General features: G+C 45.5%; 13 protein-coding genes. 1 reads left to right on the forward strand and 12 read right to left on the reverse strand.

Going from position 1 to position 21399, the window contains the following annotated elements; all coding sequences use genetic code 11:
* Positions 1-58: 58 nt before the first annotated feature.
* The 8 genes from DFQ01_RS28660 to DFQ01_RS28695 form a co-directional block, all read right to left on the reverse strand.
* Positions 59-886, reverse strand: coding sequence for a carbohydrate ABC transporter permease (locus tag DFQ01_RS28660; RefSeq protein WP_110047362.1), 828 nt, complete (start codon positions 884-886; stop codon positions 59-61).
* Between the two features lie 2 nt (positions 887-888).
* Entirely contained in the window at positions 889-1815 is a 927-nt protein-coding gene (locus tag DFQ01_RS28665; protein ID WP_110047363.1) for a carbohydrate ABC transporter permease, read from the reverse strand.
* A gap of 77 nt (positions 1816-1892) precedes the next feature.
* Positions 1893-3227 carry an ABC transporter substrate-binding protein gene (locus DFQ01_RS28670; protein WP_110047364.1) on the reverse strand — a complete coding sequence of 445 codons (1335 nt, stop codon included), beginning with the start codon at positions 3225-3227 and terminating at the stop codon, positions 1893-1895.
* A gap of 179 nt (positions 3228-3406) precedes the next feature.
* The gene (locus tag DFQ01_RS28675) at positions 3407-4396 is read right to left on the reverse strand and encodes a hydroxyacid dehydrogenase (RefSeq protein ID WP_174812639.1); all 990 of its coding nucleotides are present in this window, start codon (positions 4394-4396) and stop codon (positions 3407-3409) included.
* Positions 4397-4406: 10 nt separating this feature from the next.
* Positions 4407-5762, reverse strand: a complete 1356-nt coding sequence (locus DFQ01_RS28680) for a glycoside hydrolase family 28 protein (protein ID WP_110047366.1) — start codon at positions 5760-5762, stop codon at positions 4407-4409.
* Between the two features lie 186 nt (positions 5763-5948).
* Positions 5949-7763, reverse strand: a complete 1815-nt coding sequence (locus tag DFQ01_RS28685) for a glycoside hydrolase family 43 protein (RefSeq protein ID WP_110047367.1) — start codon at positions 7761-7763, stop codon at positions 5949-5951.
* Between the two features lie 545 nt (positions 7764-8308).
* On the reverse strand, positions 8309-14314 hold the full coding sequence (locus DFQ01_RS31990; RefSeq protein ID WP_110047368.1) for a rhamnogalacturonan lyase family protein: 6006 nt from the start codon (positions 14312-14314) through the stop codon (positions 8309-8311).
* A gap of 369 nt (positions 14315-14683) precedes the next feature.
* A complete protein-coding gene (locus DFQ01_RS28695) occupies positions 14684-15706 on the reverse strand; it encodes a hypothetical protein (protein ID WP_110047369.1) in 1023 nt (340 codons plus the stop codon).
* Positions 15707-16102: 396 nt separating this feature from the next.
* Here DFQ01_RS28695 and DFQ01_RS28700 point away from each other — a divergent pair, with 396 nt between their 5' ends.
* Positions 16103-16591, forward strand: a complete 489-nt coding sequence (locus DFQ01_RS28700) for a hypothetical protein (protein ID WP_110047370.1) — start codon at positions 16103-16105, stop codon at positions 16589-16591.
* Positions 16592-17558: 967 nt separating this feature from the next.
* On the opposite strand, the gene DFQ01_RS28705 is transcribed toward DFQ01_RS28700, so the two are convergent.
* From DFQ01_RS28705 to DFQ01_RS28720, 4 genes are all read right to left on the reverse strand, one after another.
* Complete coding sequence (locus DFQ01_RS28705) at positions 17559-18614, reverse strand: protein kinase domain-containing protein (RefSeq protein WP_110047371.1); 1056 nt, start codon at positions 18612-18614, stop codon at positions 17559-17561.
* Positions 18611-19075 carry a hypothetical protein gene (locus DFQ01_RS28710; protein WP_110047372.1) on the reverse strand — a complete coding sequence of 155 codons (465 nt, stop codon included), beginning with the start codon at positions 19073-19075 and terminating at the stop codon, positions 18611-18613. The genes DFQ01_RS28705 and DFQ01_RS28710 overlap by 4 nt, the downstream gene beginning before the upstream one ends.
* Positions 19076-19282: 207 nt before the next feature.
* Positions 19283-19930: a hypothetical protein gene (locus tag DFQ01_RS28715; RefSeq protein ID WP_110047373.1), complete on the reverse strand. Its 648-nt coding sequence runs from the start codon at positions 19928-19930 to the stop codon at positions 19283-19285.
* A gap of 204 nt (positions 19931-20134) precedes the next feature.
* On the reverse strand, positions 20135-20839 hold the full coding sequence (locus DFQ01_RS28720) for a hypothetical protein (protein ID WP_110047374.1): 705 nt from the start codon (positions 20837-20839) through the stop codon (positions 20135-20137).
* Between the last annotated feature and the right edge of the window lie 560 nt (positions 20840-21399).

Raw genomic sequence — 21399 nt, forward strand, 5'->3', positions numbered from 1 at the left:
AAGTGAATGACGCTCCTACAGAAAAAGCCGCGCCTGAACATCAGGAGCGGCTGGGGCATTACCCTTTGGTGGCACCTGCAGCGATACCTTTGACGAAATACTTTTGCAGCGCAATAAAGGCAACCAGTACTGGGACAATGGACATCGTCGTGCCTGCGAACACCAAATCCCACCGCGAAGCAAGTTCGCCTACGAACTTGAACACCTCTACGATCAACGTCTTCTGATCGGAATGGAGGATGAGACTTGGCATCAAGAAGTCGTTCCAAATTCCGAGCCCTTGAAGAACGACCATACTTGCGGTACATGGTCCAAGCAGCGGGAATACAATTTGCCAGAATGTTCTGACTCTTGAACAGCCATCAATCGCTGCCGCTTCTTCAATCTCAACAGGAATCCCTTTAATGAAGCTTGTATAGAGCAGAACCCCCATCCCTACCGAACCGGAAATGTAGATCAGAATCGGAGCTGTCAGCGTTCCATACAGACCGATCGTCTTCATTTCTTTGAACAGAGGGATCATATACACTTGGAACGGAATCATCATGCCGGCAAGGAAATAGACGTACACATAACTGGTCCACTTCTTGCCCGTCCGTTCGATCGCGTAAGCCGCCATCGGAATGATCGCAATCATGCAAGCAATGGATACGACAGTCAGAATCAAGCTGTTCAGCATCGCTCTCGGGAAATCTGTCTCTGTGAGCAGATATTTGAAGCTATCCAGGTACAGCTTGGAAGGGAACGCAATCGCATTTTTCAAAATTTCCCCGTTCGTCTTGAAAGCCGAGATGATGCTGAAGAAGACCGGGAAGAAGAACAAGACGGCCAATATGACCGCAGCTATAAACATGATAATCTCGATACGAAATTTCGCTTTGTCCATGACTACATCTGCACCTCCCGTTTCTTCAGGAGCTTGATCTGTATCAAGGACACGATCAGAATCAATACGAACAGCACCATTGACATAGCCGTACCATAACCTTGTCTTAGCTCGCCAAAGCCTACTTTATACACAATGTAAGTGAGTGTTTCCGTTGCAAAACCAGGTCCGCCGTCTGTCATAACCGCGATTTGGTCGAATATTTTCAGTGCGCCGATCATCGACAGCATGACGCTGACCGTCATTGCGCCTGCCAGGAGCGGGAACGTAATGTGACGGAACTTCTGCCAGCTGTTCGCACCATCGATCGATGCGGCTTCGTTCAGCTCTGGCGGAATGCCTTGAAGGCCAGCCAAATAAATAATCATATAGTACCCCGAGCCTTTCCAGACGGTCGTGATGATGATAGCCAGCAGCGCATAATTCGGATCGCCCAGCCAATCTATTTTCCAATCACCAAGACCCATTCGGTCCAGCAGCTGGGAGATGACTCCAAAGTTAAAGTTGAAAATAATCGTCCATACAAAACCCATTACGATGCCGCTAAGCAATACGGGGAAATAAAAAACGCTTCGAAACAAGCTTTTGAACCATCGTACCTGATCGACGAGGACCGCTAATAGAAGAGCAACGACATTCTCCAGAACAACTAACGACACAGATAAAATCAACGTATTCTTCAATGCGTTATAAACACGTTCGCTATGGAACATTTCCACAAAGTTGTCGAGGCCGATGTAATGGATCTTATCGCTTACGCCATCCCAGCTCGTGAAGCTGAGATTGATGCTGTTCAAGGTCGGATAGATGACAAATAAGGTGTACAGGATAAAGGAAGGCAAAATAAACAGAACCGAATAAGAAAACCATTTCTTCTTTCTCGATAAACCTTTGGATGATGCAGCATGTATAGTTTCTGCGTTAGCCATACTCTCACTCCTAAAGCTCTGCTAGTGGAGGGAGGCAGCCATAGAGCGACTGCCTCTACCGTCCATGCATCATGCTATTATTTCGCTGCTGCGTTTGCTTTCACGTTGGCATCCCACTCTGCATCGGCTTTCTTCATGTAGTCGCTGCTGAAGCTGCCTTTGGTCAGCCATTCCTGCGCCAGCTTGTAGAACCAGTTTCTCCACTGCGTAGGCATTTGATCTTCGCCCCAGAACGAGTTGATCATCAACGTTTTGATCGTATTCGGATCATTCATGACTTCCAGTACGCGTGCCATTTGTGGCGAAGCCTCATACGTAATCGTTTCTTTTGTCGTCGGAATACCGTTAACCGCTTGCAGGAACTTCGTGTATTGCTCCTTCGAGAAGAAGAATTTCACGAATTCCGTAATGGCAGCTTGCTTGTCTGCATCTTGGTTAGCCGCCGTCGAGATTGCCCAGCCTTGCAGGCTGTTTGCGCCGTTGACGACAATTCTGCCCTTGCGGTCTGGAACGGGGTACCAGCCATAATCAAAGCTTGGATCGGCTTGCGTGATCTGAGCGAACATCCAAGGACCGGAGAACAACTGAGCCGCTTTGCCCGTTACAAGCATGGAAGCCGTTTGGTTATCCGCCGTGCTTGCCCATCCTTTCTCGATATAGCCTTTCGTGAACAGATCCGTGAAGTCAGTCATCGCCTGCAGAGGCGCTGCATCCGTAAAGCTTACTTCGCCTTTCGTCCGTTTCGAGTTCCAGTTCGGATCGTCAGCAAACATGTCATCCATGAAAAATTTATTAATCCAGAAGCCCCAGTGGAAAATATCTTTGCCGCCGAAGGTCAGTGGCGTGATGCCGCTCGCCTTCAGTTTCTCTTGAATGGCAAGGAATTCGTCGTACGTCTTCGGCTCAGCCGTTACGCCTGCGTTCTCATAAGCTTTCTTGCTATAAATAATGCCTTGCGGGAACGTACCCACAATCGGTGCTGTGTAATGCTTGTCATTAAACGTTGGTGCATCCGCTAACAGATCAAGCCATGCTTGAGGCGCTTCCGCGATTTTGCCCGCTTCCGCGAACAATTGCGTGTCGCGCATCTCGACCAGATCCGGGAATTCGCCGACCGCTTCCTTCGTCTTCAACCAATCGAGGTAGGCCATCGAACCACCCTCGGACAAATCGTTGATCTTAATGTTCGGATTGGCCTTCGTGAATGCGGCTACCGCATCTGCCATTGCTTGCTTCGTTGCTGGATCGCCTGTCGCATAACCGATGGAGAACGATACTTCCTTCTTCGCCGGTTCGTTAGAAGCTGTGGAAGCGTTCGTGTCCGTCGTGCTGTCTTTGCTGCTGCCGCAAGCCGACAAGATGAGAGAGAGAGCCAAGACACTTGAAATCGATAATGCCACTGTCTTTTTCATTGATGAATAAACCTCCCTTTGTATCTTCAATCCTAAACTTAGAAGTCGTAGAGCCATTCATTTATTAGCGCTTTCACTTCTGTGTCTTAAAGTTATCATAGACATAAAAAGTGTAGTATGCGGTTTTTTAAGCTTGATATGCAGGATTTTAAGGTGTTTCCAAGGTTATAGAATCGTGATTATTTCGGCGAAAGCCGATTAAATTTATCACGGCACACCTGACCCTCGAACGGTAATCCTTGCACGAAACGGTGCAATTGCCGAGCAACATAAGAAGCGAGATTCCGCTTCCAATAGCCCTGGAATCCTGCAATATGCGGCAAGCAGCATGCATTCGGCAGCTGCTGCAGCGGATGATCGGCAGGAAGCGGCTCCGTATTGAATACGTCAAGAACAGCCTTCAAGCGTCCATTCGCAAGCCCCGCAATTAATGCCTCTTCATCCACTATCGGTCCACGTGCCGTATTGATTAATAAGGAGCCGTCTTGCATCATTGCCAGCTCAGCTTGTCCAATTAAGCCACGAGTAGATGCCGTTAAGGTGTTATGAAGAGACACAATACGGCTCCGCTGCAGCAGCTCCTCTAAGCTGCACAGCGTAACGCCAAGGGCATCTGCTTCATCCGGTGAACAGTAGCTGGAACAGAGCAGAATGTTCGCTTCATAAGGCGCGAGCAGCCGAATGACTTCGCGGGAGATATCGCCATACCCAATGAGTCCGATCGATTGCTTATAGAGTCCCATCGTGAATTGTTCATTATTTTCAGACCAAATGCCATTTTTTAGTCCAGCATGATACGTGTGCAAATCCCAAGCGCCATGCATCATCATTGCTACCGCACCTTCAGCCGTCGCCAGCGATAAGGGCCGATTCGCATTCACGATCGTAATCGGGCAGTCATAGATAGATGGATCGACGAACGGTACAATCGTTCCAGCTGCATGTCCAATAAACCGCAGCTTTTTGGCGTTTGACAGTACAGCAGGCGTGAACCGCTCCGATCCCCAAGAAGTAATACAAGCATCATAATCCCCGATTACATCCTCCAACGGCTGATGGTCCAGCCAGTGGACTTCCGTGAAGCTGTGAAGATCATTCAACACCTCGTCGCTGAACAACAACTGCCTCAAAGAAGGGATATCTACCGCTATCAATGTTTTGTGCATCATCGTGCCTCCGTTAATACGCCAGAATGTCCTCTTTAAGCGTCTGACAGTTCTCGATCTGATAAGACTCTCTCGTATCCTCACGCAGTGCATGAAACCTCATGCTATCAAGCGTAAGCCGTTCAACGTTACGGATATCCATGAAGGTCGTTCGGCTCCATGTCGGGTAATAGTTCTCGGATACTTCGTCTGGATGGTCGAAGCGCATATCCCACACCTGCGGGTATTCGAGCGGAATGTCTTCCTTCTTCACCCCGCCGGCGGTCGTATAGCTAATATTTCGCAGCGTTAGATCACGAATGGGATAGCTTTCGCACGCATCTACTCGTATGCCGTTGAAGGAAGGACAGCCCATCACATCGTCAGTGAATCGATAATGCGTATGGAACATCTCTTCATCATCCGTCGCGATGATATCCGACAGCATAATTCTCTCCAGCGAGCCGATCTCCGGCATCGCTTCAAGGCCAATCGACGAACCGATGCGATCGAGACGATTGTTCAGCACAATAAAGATTGGACGCGTAACATTCCGCATAACAAGGCCTTGGGCGATAATGTCGGCAATGCTGCCGCCCTCCGTACACTCGATCTTGATCCCTTCACGCCATACATTCTCGAACGTACAATTATGGATCGTTACATTGGAGATATCGCCGATCGACTTGAGCCCAATGCGAATGCCCGCACAGATCGATGTAAAATGGCAGTTGGATATATGAACGTTCTTCATCGGGTACGCTTTGCTGCTTGCCTGCAAGCAAAGGTTATCGTCCGTCCCCAAAATCTTGCAGTTCGAAATAAACACGTTGCGGCATCCGTCATAATCCAATCCGTCGCCATTGTATCTGCGATCATTGCGAATATCTAAGCTGTCGCACCAAATATTCTCGCTATCTAGAAATGCAGTCGTCCAAGCCGTCGAATTGTACAGCTTCAAGCCTCGAACGTGAATATGGCTGCAGCGCAAGAACCGCATCATCATCGGACGATAGATGCTGCCCTCGTTCGGAAAGCTCTCGGCATTGCCGTTAATTTCTCCATCACCGATAACGCCAATGTTCGTGGCATCTTCGGCATAGATGAAGCATTTGTCCATGTCCTTCTCATTCACATAGCGATTGTAGTGCGTTCCGTCCGGATAATCGCGAATATCCGGGTTGGCCAGCAGCGTCGCTGATGCGTTGACTTGCAAATAAACATTCGATTTCAAGAAGATCGTTCCCGAGACGAATGTCCCGCCAGTTAACACGACATAACCGCCTCCTGCCGCATAACAATCATCAATTGCACGCTGAATGGCGATCGTATCAACGGATGTTCCATCGCCTTTGGCGCCATATTGTTTCACGTCGAATAGATCTCGCATAGCTTGTCCTCCATCCCATCTGATTTGATCCATCTTCAGATTACCAAGATGCAGCCTTGATTCAGATGAAGCTTTTTTAGCAAATAGTCCGGTTTTTTAAGATGATGACGGTTTGGACCATGCAAAAAAGCCCGATCCGTATGGAATCGGGCTTTCTAGCATTCATATGGAATAAATCAGCAAGTCCTACAGCTCTATCTTCTTCATCAAGCCGTCTTCGCCGAAGAACAGCTCGCCTAAGCAGGTTTCGCGGTGGAAGCCTTTGCCTTCCGTGAACCGCGTGAGCGGAGTAACGAAACGGTGATAAGCAATCCAATACTGGTCGCGTCCAGGCTCGCGCATAATGGAGTGATGGGCGGTGCCGAGCATGTCTTTGTCCTTATTTTTCTCAAGAACCGTGTAGTGGAAATTAACCGGACCGTACAGGCTCTCCGACGTACCGTAGTTAACATGGTAATTCTCGCTGCCGGTATCGTCGCACGACCATGTGAAGTGGTAGAGGCCGCCGCGCTTCAGAACCGTTACCGCTTCGCGGAAATCATGCAGACCATCAATGTTCGCCATCGTGTCCTCAATGACGGTTACCATGTCTTCGCCCAGTTGAACGATGGCGCCATCGCAGTTGCCGAACAGCAGGTATGGCGTGCCATCCTCTTCGATATAGATGGACGGATCGATCGTTTGGCCCATCTTGATGCCAAGACGTTTCATCATCGCCATCGTAACAAGCGGTTCCGGCTCCGCACGGAAAGGTCCAATCGGCGTATCCGCTACTGCGACACCAATCGCGCTGTGACCGTTTTTCTCTTTGCCGCAGAAATAATAGTAGTAGCGGTCGTTGCGCGTCGCAATCGCTGGCGCCCAGGCATTGCCCGTCGCCCATGGAACGTCATCCGTTGCGAGATCGAGAATGAGGCCTTCATCCTTCCAGAGACGGCGATCATCCGAGGAGAACACATGAAACTGCGTGCCCGACCAGCCATCGAAGCCATCCTTCGTCGGATAGATGTAATATTTGTCACCGAACTTCGCGATGTCCGGATCTGCGAACTGGCCTGGGAGAATCTGATGCCCATCGCCAAATGCTGCGATCAGACGAGCGCTCTCCTCCGCCGTAATCGGCATGACGCCGCCGTGACGTTTCTTCGTTCGGCCAAGATCGAATTGACCATCTTCAAGCACACGGAAATCGCCGCTTGCAAGGTCCGAAGTGATGAGCGGCAAATAACCTTTGCCTTCCGCGAAGCGGTCCACGATCAGGCACCATTCGTCGCGATCATTGAATTTGTAGATTTGCGGGCCTTCCACGCCGTGCAATGCTTCCAGCACTGGTGCACTAACGTTCGTGAAAGCATCCTTATCGAGGGAAGTGCCGCGCTCCACGCGAATGTTCTTCGTCGTTTCATCCTTGGAATAACGATAGTAAGCACCGTTGTGCTCAATGATCGTCGTATCGATAATATGATTGTCGCGCACGATATACCGTTCAGCCGGCGTGAAGCTGCGGAAATCTTTCGTTCTGGAGCTGTAGATTTTGTGCTTGCGATCGCTCTCGCCAAGATCAGTCGTTGCCGAAGCCCAGAATACGAGGAACTCATCTGCTGCTTCGTCATAGACAGTCTCAGGTGCCCACAGGCAGCCAGCGCCCGGAATTGCGAGTGTAACGGACCATGGAGCAGACCAATTCACAAGGTCGGTCGACTCCCAGATGATCATATCTCGGCTGCCTTCGTTGACGGCATTGCCCCAGCCCTTGCCGTTAGCGATGCGAAGATCGGTAGCAATGAGATAAAACTTGCCTTCCTTCGGCGAGCGTACGACGAACGGATCACGAACGCCTTTTTCGCCCAATTCCGAACGCAGAACCGGCAGTCCTCCGTTCAGATCTTTCCAGAACAAGCCATCCTCACTATAGGAGAAGTAGACCTGCTCCCCATCCGGTTGTTCACCGATAAAATGAACTAACAGATATCCATTATATGCGCTTTCATGATTTGACAAATGAAGTCCTCCTCAACAATGCTGAATGTATAACATGCAAGAAACGGTTCAATTGCAGCAAAACTAATAAGCAAATCTATTATATACTTCCGGCATCGCTGTAAAATATAACATTCCGTCATGGCTTATATAATAAAAATACATCTAAAACGGTTTCGTAGGATATACGAGATGTCCCGATTAATCAATCGTTGGACATTCCGATTCGATGGCCGTATGCTGATCCGATACTCCAGCGTGACATCTCCTCTCGTCTTGATCTAATAGCAACTCGTCAATCTGATCATAATCATTCATCTAGTTGATAGAGAGATTTTCAACAATCATGAACAATGTACGTTAATTGAGGACTTACTGCTTATGAAATTTGACTATCCGATATACTTCGAATGCGAGACGTTTTTTCACCTGCGATGAACGATTCTTGATTGAAGTTCTATCCGCTGTCTGTGGGTGCACAACGCCAGGTCCTGTTAGATAGAACGTGACACTTGAAACAAAAGAAAGGTCGAACAGCGATACACCGCCGCTCGACCCTCCTTATCTTACTTCGTTACCGTTACAACCATAACTGCACTTTCTGTCACACCAGCGTCGTTAACAAGCTCAACGCGGTATTCGTAAGTGCCCTTCGCACGACCTGTTATGACCGTTGCCGCGGATTGAGCCTCTGGCGTCTTCGCCTTTAAAGATTGTGTGTCGATAAGAACACCGTTCTCATACAGCTTGTAGGTGGTGGCATTCGTTCCCCACCACATGTTCATCGATACCGTATAGTCGCCATTATTATCCCAGTTATCGTTGGAGAGAACCGGCTTGCCTGGCGATGCATCTTTAACCGTAACCGTCAATGTCGAGCACTCCGTCGTACCCCATGAGTTAATAAGCTCGCACGTATACGTATATTTGCCGTTCGTCTTGCCGCTAACCGACGTTACCGCTGTTTGAGCCGTTGGCGAGTTGTCGGTCAGCTTTTTCGTATCGATGAGTACGCCATTCTCGTACAGCTTATAGGTCGAGCCATTGTAGCCGTACCACATATTCATCGTGATGTTGTAGCTGCCATCCAACAGACCCGTATCATATCCGTTGTCACTCGACAGTACCGGCTTGCCAGGAGCACCCATCGCCTTCTCCTCCGATTGAGGAGCGACATATTGAATGCGTGGTGCAGATGGCATCGTCATGCCTGCTCCCAGGAAGAAGCTCGTATGCGGCGGTTGGTTGTAACCGCTGTTCTGCCATGCAACGCCCAGACGATAAACCGGATCATGCATCAGCGTGCGAATGCGATAATCGGTCATATCTGTCGTCGTATAAATACGCATCTCGGAGCTGTCTGCCGAACGCCAGATGACCTCTTCACGCCAGTCGCCGAACAGGTCGGCTTGCAGCATCGGATTGCCCTTCGTAGAGTTATTGGACAACGTGCCCGTCGCCGTCAGAATATTGTCCGTCGTCTGCGTTTCATAGTTCCACTTATCGATTTTGCCTACACCGGACTTGAGCGTTGTGTTCCATTGATGATCAAGCAGCTCGCGGAGCAGATCGCCATCCCACCAAATGCCGAAGTTCGTCGAGGACGGAATATTCGTGCTGATGAGCTGACCTTGTGCGCTGTACAAGCCCGTCAGTTGAACCTGCTGCTCGTCTGTAACGGTTGTTGCCCACATTTCCTCACCCGGATAATTCGGATCCAGATCCGCAGATAAACCGCGGCCCGTATCGATGCCGGTGTGAACGCCCCAAATAATGTCGCCGGTAGCCGCATCGTGCAGCTCTAAGCCATACGCAGAATCCGTATGCTCATGCACGTCGAATACTTCCAGCCCTGGACGCGTTGGATCAAGGTCGCCGAAATGCATCGCGTCGCCATGCCCCAAACCAGTGGAATAGAGCACCTCGCCGTTATCATCCAGCGTTAGCGATCCGAACATGATTTCATCCTTGCCGTCCTGATCCACGTCGCCAACCGACATATTGTGATTGCCCTGTGCCGTATAAATGCTTCCGTTGTCGATCTCGTTCGTATCGAACTTCCAGCGTTTCGTCAGTTTGCCATTCACAAAGTCGTAAGCTACGATTACTGTTCTTGTGTAGTAGCCACGGCTGAAAATAACGCTCGGATGCTCGCCGTCCAAGTATGCAACCGATGCGAGGAAACGGTCTACACGGTTACCGTAAGCATCACCCCATGCACTTACATCGCCGCGCGGCGGATCGTAGCTAACTGTCGATACCGCTCCACCTGTCAATCCGTTGAATACCGTCAGGAATTCATCGCCGAGCAGCACATAACCCGAGCTGTTCCTATTATCCTTCGAGGAGTCGCCAATGACTTTGCCTTGGCCGTCGATCGTGCCATCAGCTGTCTTCAGCACAACCTCTGCTTTGCCATCGCCATCCAGGTCGTATACCATAAACGGCGAATAGTGAGCGCCTGCACGAATGTTCGGACCAAGATTAATTCGCCATAGCCGCGTGCCATCCATTCGATACGCATCCATGTAGACAATGCCCGTGTAGCCTGCCTGCGAGTTGTCCTTTGCGTTGGAAGGCGACCACAACATCACAATCTCGTATTGACCATCGCCATCGAGGTCGCCAACACTCGAATCGCCAGCGCTGTACGTGTAAGGCTGTCCATCCTTTGTATAGGCGTCAGCTGGTTTCTGCAGCGGAATTGACAAGTACTGCTGGGACCATACGCCGAACGACTTCGTTGCTGGACTTTCAATATTGTTCAGCACTTGCGTAATGCGATATTGCGATTGATCTGTACCGCTTGCATCGAAGTAGTTCGTGCTGCTCGTAATCGGCTTCGCATTGAGCTTCACACCATCACGGTACACGTTGAATGCAATCGTGTCTGGATCAAGACCAAGCATGCGCCATCCGACATACACGCCGTCCTGCTGTTTCACTGCAACAGGTGAGCGATCCAAATATTCCATGTTGCGATACAGCGTCGTTACAGCTTCTGTAGCAAGCGTGCTCGATTGAGCCGAGATGCCGCCTGCATTAATCGCTGCTACTTTGTAATAGTAAGGGACCGTTGTAAGAATTGTCGTATCGGTATAATTCCATTCTTTTGTTTTGCCAATCAGCTTGAATGTGCCGTTAGCCTTGGATGCGCGGTATACATTGTAAGCTCTGGCATCATCCGAGCCCGTCCATTCGATCGTCACACTATTCTTGCCAATCGCTTGTACCTTCAGGTTGCTAGGTACTGGCGCAAGCGCGATAGATGGATCGATCGTCGAGATTTGCAGCTCATTCGAGGATACCGATTCAAAGCCCGTATTATCTACCGCTGTCACGGTGTACACGTACTGCTGGCCAACATCGCCCGTCGTATCACGGAACGTTGTTCCCGTTACTTCACTAAGCAGCTCTGGCGTGGAAGCATCTGAAGCCTTGCGATATACCCGGTACATCGCTGCGCCGTCAACGCCTGTCCAAGACAACTGCGTCTCAACTGGATCTTTATCCACTTGAAGTTCATCGAGCTTCAGATTGGTTGGCGCAAGCAGGATCGGCGTAATCTCAAGGCCGTTCAAGTGTGCAGTCTGACCGCTAATGATGAAATTCATCTGTCCATCTTTAACGGCTACGTTGTTGTAAACCTTCTCCGCAATACTCTCTTTGCCTGAAGAGATCGTACCGTAATCTTTGCCTTCGATGACCACATTCGTACGAATGGAACCAATCCAGTCACCTGTGTACGATTTGACGGAATAATAGCCATTCGGCAAATCGACTTTGAACTCATACGAGGCTCCAAAATAAGCTACAAAATCGCGACGCAGAGCATCCGTTGCTGAACCACGGTCACGATCGATCATTCCCGTGCTGTCCGTTAGACCATAACCGCGTTCAGGCGTGTACAGCACGCTGCGCGTCACTTCGGTATAACCATCTGCAACAGGAGCGCCAACTGGACCAAAATCATATTTGTACTTCGCCGATTTCGTATCAATCGTGACTTCATCGGATGGGACCGATTCGCCGGCGCCGTTAACGCCCGTGACACGGACTGTATACGATTGGCCTTCAGCCATTCCGCCCATCGTAAAGCCAGCTACCGTTGCCGTGCCGACCATGGAGTAGGACGACTCTGGATCGGATGCTAGTTTACGATAAATTTTGTAAATATCCGCTGTGTCGTCCGCATTCCATTTCAATACGGCGCCTGCGTTGCTGACACTTCCTGCAATCAGTCCCGTGATCTTCGCTGGTGCGTTAGCTGGCAGCTCGACTTCCTTCACGGACTGCGCAAGCGGCAGATTCAACTCTTGAATTCCTCCAGCAAGCAGACGCGCTAATTGAATCGCACCATACTCTTGGAAGTGAGTATTGTCTGCAGAACCGGCAGGGAACGCTTGGTAAATACCTGGATCGGTATACAGGAACACGGATGCCGTCGCTGCATATCCAATCGAATTGTAATAGTCGATACTGAGTGCGCTAAGATCAACTAACGAGACGCCTTTGTCAGCAGCAGCTTCCTTCATCGCTTGCACGTATTCAGGGAAGCTGACGTTGAACTTGCCGGTGTCTGCATTGTAATCGCGGCGGCCCATCGGCGTAACGAGGATTGGGATCGCTCCACGCTGCAGTGCGCCTTCGACGTAGTAGTTCTCTAGGAAGTTCTTATAATCAGCTGGCGATGCATAACGCTCTGGGATGCTGACCGTCGCATCGTTATGGCCGAATTGAACGAGGAAATAGTCACCTGGCTTCAGCGCCCGCAGGATATCATCCAGACGTCCTTCGGCAATGAAATTTTTCGTACTGCGGCCGCCAATCGCTTGGTTGTTAAACGATACATCATTGTTGAAGAACTTAGACAGCATTTGTCCCCAGCCTGCTTGCGGCTCCCAGTACGGATCGTAGGTCTGTACCGTTGAGTCACCTGCGATGTAGACCGTTGGAATTTCACCTGGCTGACGATCTGCCTGCCTCGTAATGACGATCGAGTTAATCTTCGCTGCTGTTCCGCTGAAGTTGAAGTTCAGTTGACCATCGACCAGCGCGATCGCAAACTCCATCTCTAGATATTGTCCAGCCGTCTTCGCGGTTTCCTGCACCTTCTGAGTGCTTTCTACGTTGATCGCAACGTCCGTCGCATCGGTCGCATCACCAGCGATAATCGACACCGTATAGTCGCCATTCGGCAAATCTACGTTAAACGACGTATCCTGTACCAACGCGAAGTCCGAACGAATCGGATCAGACGTACCGCGGTCTGTCGTCGTTACTTTGGAAGAATCGGCAAATCCGTATTTTAACGCTGACGTATATTTGTTCGCTGCTGTAACCCGCGTATAACCATCGGCCAGTTCGCCATTACCAAAATCGAACCGTTGAACGCCGCCTTCCGGCAGCTCTGTTGGCGGTATGTATACGGAGCTCGATACGATTGTCGAAGCAGCCGACTCGCCTACTTCATTCACAGCAATAATTTGATAATAATTGCGCTTCGTCGTATCTGCACTCGTATCGTTATAGGCCGGAACCGACGTTTGCCCAACTTCGGTGAACGTACCATCAACTGCATCCGAACGCAGCACCCTGTAGCTCGATGCTCCATCTGTCAGACTCCAGCTCAATTGAACGGAGCCTGCATCAACGTCCGTCACCACCACGCCAGCAGGTGTCGCCGGAGGCTGCGGTGCTGGAATTTCAGTGACGCTCACTGGTGCGCTGCGCTCGGACTCCAAGCCACTCGCACTTATAGAGCTTACATAATAGCTGTAGCCACTGCCTACTGTTACCGCGTTATCGATGTAAGACGTATTCGCAGCTTGTCCAATTAACGTCGGCTCGCTGCCTGCGCTATCGCTGCGGTATACCGAGTAGCTTATCGCTTCGGCAACAGCGCTCCATCCGAGCGACACGCTGGAGGATGTAAGGCCTGTTACCGTAAGCCCCGCTGGTGCTGCCGGCGGCTGCTCGACGACCTGCTGAATGTCTAGTCCGTTCAAATAACCGCCTACACCCGAGCCCGTCACCCCTACCGTTAACTGCCCGTCACTTACGGTTGTCCGATACGTTGCCGAATTGACAACTTGCTTAGAGCTAATGCTGCCAGCTGTGGCACCTTCGAGCGTTATGGTCGTCTTCGTCGTAGAGGTACCGGCCAAGAGATCGCCGGAGTATGCCGTTACGTCATATTGACCATTCGGCAGATCAACACTAAACGTATAGGATGTACCAAGTACAAAATCGTTCGTCATGTCATCGCCGCCCGAGCGATTGCGCGACGCCACCACTTGATCCAGTCCATAGCCTAACTCCGATGAATAGAGCAGCGATTCACTAACCCCTATGTAACCGCTCATTACCGGGCTTGTCGCCGTGCCGAAGTCGAACTTCTTCACGATTGGGTCTACTGCGGCCGCATAGGCTGCTTGTACACCGACCGGCAATCCCGATACGAATGTCGAGCATACGAGCGCTGCAGCTAGGAATGACTTGAACCCTTGTCGTCTCATCGAAACAGCAGAACTTTTGGCCGATTTCCCTATTAAGTTGTTTCTATCTGTCATATAATTGCTTCCCCGCTTTCTTATGATCATGTGTCAGTCGAACCTTGATGTAGGAGCTAATCGAATAGATTGCAACCGCTTACAACAATTTCGAACGATGAGGCTGCGGTTCTGATGCCGGCCCCTCTCTTGAATAGGCTTCGTACCACTCCTTTTATGCTTGCAGATATTGTGACGGTGGTTTCATTTACCACTTCGCTATTAAAATACCACAAAAAACGAAAAAATCAAATAGAAAAACAGATATATCGTTCATAAAACGGACACATTCGGCAGTAAACAAAGTTAAAGCAAAAAGAGCCCCGATAGGTCTTGGGACTCTTGTTTGTTTCAAAGGTTTCATAGCTGTGGTTCGGAATAGATTTGATGTTACAGACGCGATAAAGATATAGTGCTTTCATTTTGTATGGCATGTAATATCGATTCAATATTGTTTGTCTCGATTTCAATCAGCCTTGGGATTTTAGACATTATATTCCTTATAATTTTATTATCTTGTGTGAGAAAATATTTCATTATCATATTCCTAAACGCTAGCGTCGTATTCATAATCTCTAGCGATAGTTCTTCATTGATCTGATAATGCCGATTGAGGAATCTCACAAGCAACAGGATACATTGTTTATGTTCATATAAGATTTGAAATGGCAAAAGAGATAGATGCTTATCATTCTCCAACTGCATTTCCAAGCACGCTAATAAACTATCGTAAACTTTGATTCCAAATACGGCATCATCCGCAATGGATCTATCCACGTTCATTCTCAAACGATTGACCGTTTTCTCAGCATTTATGTAATCCTGTAACAGCTGACTAGCTAGCACATAGTCAAATGTGTACGCTATTCGTTTCTTTAACGAAATAAAATAGAGATGCGTCGACCAATCCTCGGGGAATGCAAGATTATTAATGGATTGATTCATTTCCTCAAATCCTATTTCCATCTGTGATAACTGATGACTTTTATTATAGTCATAGTCCAATATATTAAATTTCTTCCTGTCTTCATCAAATCCATAAACTAGAAAATTGTTAATGCTAAGACCAGGATTGTTGCTTTCGAAAAACTTCGGATCATACCATGCATAAATATAAGTTTCATTCTCTAAAGCGTTACGGAACAATACGGATAAATCCATATCTTTAATTAAATCCAGTTTGATTTTTTGCACATGTAAAAAGGGGTTATGAGGAAGATCCAGTATGTTATGCGTAAGATAGAACTCTAACCAATGCGAATCCTGCATCCATCCATAGCGAGTATACAGTTGTAGATAGTTGTTCAGCATCCAGTTTACCCCTTGCTCTTCTTGCGTAATAACGGAGAGAGGCAGCGCATGATGCTTATACCCATAAACTTTTGGCATTGTAATAGGCAGTTTTAAACTCATCAACAGCATCCTTTCTATTGGTTGGGATGTAATCTAGCATCATTCTTCCATTTGTGAAATGGGTTTCATTATGAGTTCTATGTAGTCATATTGTAAACGAATTGTTTTGTAAAAGTATGCTGATATTTGTCGCCAGTAAAATTATTTTCTTTAAATGTTAATAGAACCATTTCATTTGTTATTAACTTTTCGTCTAATCAATGAATGTTATAGGAAGGTTCATGCAATATGTTGGATTGCTGTTTCAACTTGGGGCCGCAAAGAAAGCATCAATTACCGGACGCACTTCGATGCTATGAAAGCATTGGAAGGCATTATCGGTTCGCCGGGTCTGATCTACTTCTCATAACCCACTGTTTGTCCCTGCATCAACTAAGCAATTAAGGAGGCACTGCCATGCGTAAAGTTATAATCATCCTGATAGCCTGCTCCTTGCTTCTTATTGCAGGTTGCTCCCGACCTTCGGCCATCCAAACGGATGAAACAAAGGCGTTCCAGAACGACATCCTGTCGCAGTACGCTACCATCAAGCAGCTAACCATCGACTCTGGTGATACAGGCTTGTCATTCCACTTTGTCATGGATGGCAGCGATAACGAGTTGAAAGCCATATTCGAGGAAACACGCCAATTCTTTCTCAGCGAGTCTGTGCAGACAAAGATCGTGAAAGAGCGCTATGCCGATAAGCATGCCACACGAAATTTTCCCTATCCCGATGTTGAGATTGTCTTCATGCTGCACGACAAGGATACGGCCGACTACAAATACACTTCTAGTTATTACGGTTCAAGCACCGATCCTAGCATCGTCGACAACTATCGAACCTGGTATTACTTTGAGGGTAATAAGGCTGGGGTAAAGCTGGAGCAAAACCGCGTGAGTTAATCGAGTAAGAGCGAGTGACTAGCACTGTCCTTTTACAGATGTACTTGCGGATCCACATATGGTGGTTCTGAAGAGTTAAATATGATGTGAATTAAAGAGAAAGACAAATGGCCCTTTCGTTTCCATATTGGAAGTCGGAAGGGCTTATTCATTAGACGAGTCAATAGCTCTTGTATTTGTCTTACGATGTACTTAAGTTGATATCCATCTAGAATTGTTAAACCAATATTATGTATATTCCTTACAGCTATTCTCTTCATTTAAGCCTTGCCAACTCCATTCGAGATAATGCCTAGTTTGTATTTTGGCTTCACTAAATGGAGAGAGAATCTCTTCGGCTCCTTCTTCAAATATGCAAGTATTACAAAATAATCCCCATATGAATTCGATAGCATTTCATTGTACAACTCATTCATGTTTATGAAATCTCGAAACAACATCAATTCTATTGATTTATGGAATCTCTATTGTTCACAAAGCCCATCCAGTGCCTATTATTTTCGGAATAAAATTTCCAAAACTCATCCCATTTAAGATCTGCAGCTAATAGAAAACGGTGATTTTGAAATGTCATCTTCATCGAGAACAACTTAGTTAAAGAGTAATTCAAAAACGTGTTATCTAAATCAGTAATAATCGCTACGCTTTATACATACCATCATCTTCGACTTGATAATAATTTGAATAACCTCTTTATATTTATTAATCCTCCTTGGCTTAAAGGCACCCGCCCGGTTCGTCAGACTTAGCAGTGTTGACCAACCGCTCTCGTTTCCTTGAAATATCGGTCAATCATTTCTCAATAAAATAATAAATTGAAATTTTTTGGATTTGTCTACAACCCCACAACATCTTAAGAGAAAAGACCTAAAACGTGAATATGGTGTTAGGTTTAGAAATCAGCTTCATTAAAACATGATTAAAACTTGAAGCCCATTTCACGTTATGTAAAATGGGCTTTCGTAATTTATATGTTCTGAAAATATTTATTTAACTCTGAGGAGGAACTAACTTGGATAAGTTCTCTTGTTCTAATTAATGTCTGATTGAAAATCCTATACCCTTCTTCATTCTTTACTACTCTATATTTTTTCCTTCGCCATTCTTTACATAAATATTCACTTTCAGATTGGATTACCCAATCAGGAACTTCACTCTTTATTTTAGATAAGTCTTTATAAAAAGAATCCAAAGTTTTATATCGTAGTTTTATCGCATTAATTATTACTCTGTTTATTTTTGAACAATATATCGGCAATGGAGGAATCACATTTATTAACTGATCTTTTGCAACAAGCTTTTTTAGTTGTTTTATTCCCTCTTGGTAGGTATTTTCAAGATCCAATTTCACCTTACTTAACTCAGCATAATATTCTATGTCTGTTGGTAGTGATCCATTAACTAATTGAAAAAGAATTAATCCTATTTGATATATATCCGATTGAATTGAATAAATTCCTTTTAAAAAAACTTCAGATGATCTATACATATAAGGTATTGGATCTTCCATCAATACTTTTGCACCAATTGACTTTACAGAGCCTAAATCAACAATTATTGGCTTATTACCATCATATATAATGTTCTCGAGTTTCAAATCACGATGAACTAACCCAAGATTATGTACATCACTAACACCTACTATTAATTCCATAACAATATCGATTGCCTGTTTTAAAGATATTTGTGATAGTCCACAAAATTTATCAAGAGTATTCCCCTCAAGATATTCCGTTACAATGACCAATTGAGACCCAGTCTGAGCGTCAATAAATGAATCAAATACATTCACGATATTTTGTTTATCTCTGAGTTTAATTAATGTTTCTACTTCATGTTCAATGTTTTGGTCATTATCCCAAGGAATCGGAATAAATTTAACGAATACCTTTTTTTTAAAAGTTTCATGATAGCCTTGAAAAGCTACACTTGAGCCTTCAAAAATCTCTGTCTCCAACTTGATATTTCTTTCCTTTAGGAAGAACTCTTGATACATAGGTAGATTTGAAGCATCACTACTCATATTATCTCCTCTAATAACAAGTAAGCAATCACTTGCTGGCTTTTGGATGAATATCTTACTTCGTTAAAGCTCGCCCATAATGGGTGTTTAGGAAGCTCCTTAAATTTCTTTTTAGTTTTTTGTGTTTTTATCTTAGTTAATTTTACTGCATAACCAAAGTCAGATATCGCCAAATCAATTATTCCTTCCGCCTTTACTCTCTCAATTGAAGGACTTCTTTGTCCATTTGAAGCGATTTCCAAAATTAATCTATCAATCTCAGTAAATCTCTTAATTATCATTTGAATATAATTGTAAAGCTCTCTAAGAGCCTCTCCAGAGTCGTTAGACAAAACAAATTTTTCAATTACCAAGGACCGTTCATTCTTATTGAAAGTAGATACGTATATTTCATTTGAGCTAATTGAAAAACCTAAAATATTAATATATGACATCCCCTTTGATAAAGGTAATATATACATGAGAATTCTACCACAAAATCATGTTGATAGAACATGTTGTCTTATCTTAGATATTCGTTTATTTCACCTAAGGTCTTTGTTTTCACGAACCCTCACTGGCCGGGTACGACGGACTTAGCAAGTGCAGGGTTGCCCGTCCTCGAAAATTACCTGCCCGGACCGAGGGCCGGAATGGCCCGATGCGTGAATAGGTTGTCATCTGAAGGGCTACACTTCCTTGAAATACAATTCACGTAGGTCATTAGCAATTGTTTTGTATCTTTGATAATCGCCATTAATAAATTCGTCATATATAAGTTTAATGGCTGAGATATAAATAAATATAAGTAAAATTATTAGAGCAATAATTAGAAAAATCATAACTACTGTTTCTAAATTATCCGTATATTTATTTAATATATTTGTATATGTTGCAGAAATTATTGGAATAAGAACAGACAGAAATATCCCTCGTCCTACAAAGAAAGGTATCTTTATATCTTCGGATTGCTTCTCGACAATCTTTATTAATAGATCTATCTTTTTAGGTTCTGTATCAATGCCTTCATTTCTCAAGAACTTTTTCAATCCATCAATTCGCACTTGATAATAACTTTTCCCTCCATTATCAAACTCAATAACTCGGTCCCTTTCCAAGATTGAATCTCTCAGAAATACAAGATACCAAATAATAAGTGATGAAAACCCAACATTCTCCCATACCGAGTGCAATGCATATTTCAAAATCACAATCAGGAGAATACTTATTACTAATGCCACCATGGATCTGTTAAAGTTTCTCCATTTTAACTTCTTAATAATAATATGTGACAGGCTTAGATCCGTTTTGTAGAGTCTTAAAAGTTTATGCGCCATTTTCTCTCTCCTTGTAGTCTTTCAGATGACGTCTTTGTATTCACGAACCCTCACTGGCTTAAGGTGCTATACCCCGGGTCCGACGGGCTTAGCCAGTGCAGGGTTGTCCGGCTGCTCACGCTCCCCCGAAATCCCTCTGCCGCACTGAGGGCCGAATGGCCCGGTGCGTGAATATAATGTTATATGAAGGTACAGCTTCTTCGATTAACTTATGTATGTCTCTTCAATAACCAATAGGCTTCCTGTAATCTTCAAAAAATCCTCAGTTAATTCGTTTTTACCTTTAAACTTTGTCTGACACATAATTGAAAACTCTTTACCTTCATAATAAGTTATTGATTGCATAACAAATATACGAACACGATTATCATCTTTATAGCTATATTCAATTCTTACACCTTCAATTTGGCTTCGGCTATTTTCTCCTCGAATGTATTTACCTGACTCAACATTCTTTATTAATTTATACTTTTTATTCCTTGATACATATTCTAAAGTTTTCTTCAGCGTACTATTTAGATCAGACTCTAATGAATAACTACCCCATGCAAAAATTCTTGTTTTATCATCATTTGGATGAACAAATGTATTTCCATCACCGTTATCTGAAACAAATCGATCCCAGAGATCAGGATACAAGAACGAAAATCCAAAGCGAGGATTACTTTCACGTTCAGTTGAAGTAAATAATTTATTAAACTTTTCTTTTTTAAAGAAAACCTTCATTCCAAGGTCATATATTTTTTTGTAGTTAGTAATGACAGTTACAATAGCCGATATTGCCAATATTGTAATGAGCCAATTAAACGATGAATTTGAATTATTTTTGATCCAATCAATGATTTGCGACGGAAAAGTGTTTTCTCCCTTCTCGTTTTCGGTACTTTCATATAACGTTTTGGTATTCACCAACCCTCACTCGCTTAAGGGTGCCAGCGGGTCCGATGGACACAGCCAGTGAAGGGTTGTCCGGCTCCCCCTGCTTCCCCGAAATCCCTCTGCCGGACCGAGGGACGGATGGCCCGATGCGTGAATATGGTGTTATACGCTACAGGACTTCATCGAACAGCTACCTAAACCCCTTCTTATTGCCCATCTTGTTCTAGATATTTCTTGCCGGTTAGTGTTAAAACAAACTAAAAATCTTCAACAAACTCTTCATTAGCTGTGAAAAAATCAATTGAATTATCTATAGGTTTGTCATGGATGGAAATTAGGTTCATATTCAACATAGACATTAGTCTATCTTTTACATCAGCTCTTTTAACTTCCCTTTTAAGTCTGTTTCTAATATGATTCTCAACATGAGCAATTGTATTTTCTTCCACTAGCGTTGCATTAATGTTCTCTGAATCTTCATAACTTTCAGTCTTATCTAAATCAGCGCATAAAAAAATCCTTTACAATAGATATGGTAGGTAGCCCTGTCCATAATCCAATGAAAGGATTAGTCGCATGGACAAGAATAC

Origin of the sequence: Paenibacillus cellulosilyticus, assembly GCF_003182255.1 — a bacterium.
Classification (GTDB): Bacteria; Bacillota; Bacilli; order Paenibacillales; family Paenibacillaceae; genus Paenibacillus_T; species Paenibacillus_T cellulosilyticus.

Coding starts and splice junctions, on each gene's coding strand:
- DFQ01_RS28660 (WP_110047362.1), bottom strand. CDS start 886: ATGGACAAAGCGAAATTTCGTATCGAGATTATCATGTTTATAGCTGCG.
- DFQ01_RS28665 (WP_110047363.1), bottom strand. CDS start 1,815: ATGGCTAACGCAGAAACTATACATGCTGCATCATCCAAAGGTTTATCG.
- DFQ01_RS28670 (WP_110047364.1), bottom strand. CDS start 3,227: ATGAAAAAGACAGTGGCATTATCGATTTCAAGTGTCTTGGCTCTCTCT.
- DFQ01_RS28675 (WP_174812639.1), bottom strand. CDS start 4,396: ATGATGCACAAAACATTGATAGCGGTAGATATCCCTTCTTTGAGGCAG.
- DFQ01_RS28680 (WP_110047366.1), bottom strand. CDS start 5,762: ATGCGAGATCTATTCGACGTGAAACAATATGGCGCCAAAGGCGATGGA.
- DFQ01_RS31990 (WP_110047368.1), bottom strand. CDS start 14,314: ATGACAGATAGAAACAACTTAATAGGGAAATCGGCCAAAAGTTCTGCT.
- DFQ01_RS28695 (WP_110047369.1), bottom strand. CDS start 15,706: ATGAGTTTAAAACTGCCTATTACAATGCCAAAAGTTTATGGGTATAAG.
- DFQ01_RS28700 (WP_110047370.1), top strand. CDS start 16,103: ATGCGTAAAGTTATAATCATCCTGATAGCCTGCTCCTTGCTTCTTATT.
- DFQ01_RS28705 (WP_110047371.1), bottom strand. CDS start 18,614: ATGAGTAGTGATGCTTCAAATCTACCTATGTATCAAGAGTTCTTCCTA.
- DFQ01_RS28710 (WP_110047372.1), bottom strand. CDS start 19,075: ATGTATATATTACCTTTATCAAAGGGGATGTCATATATTAATATTTTA.
- DFQ01_RS28715 (WP_110047373.1), bottom strand. CDS start 19,930: ATGGCGCATAAACTTTTAAGACTCTACAAAACGGATCTAAGCCTGTCA.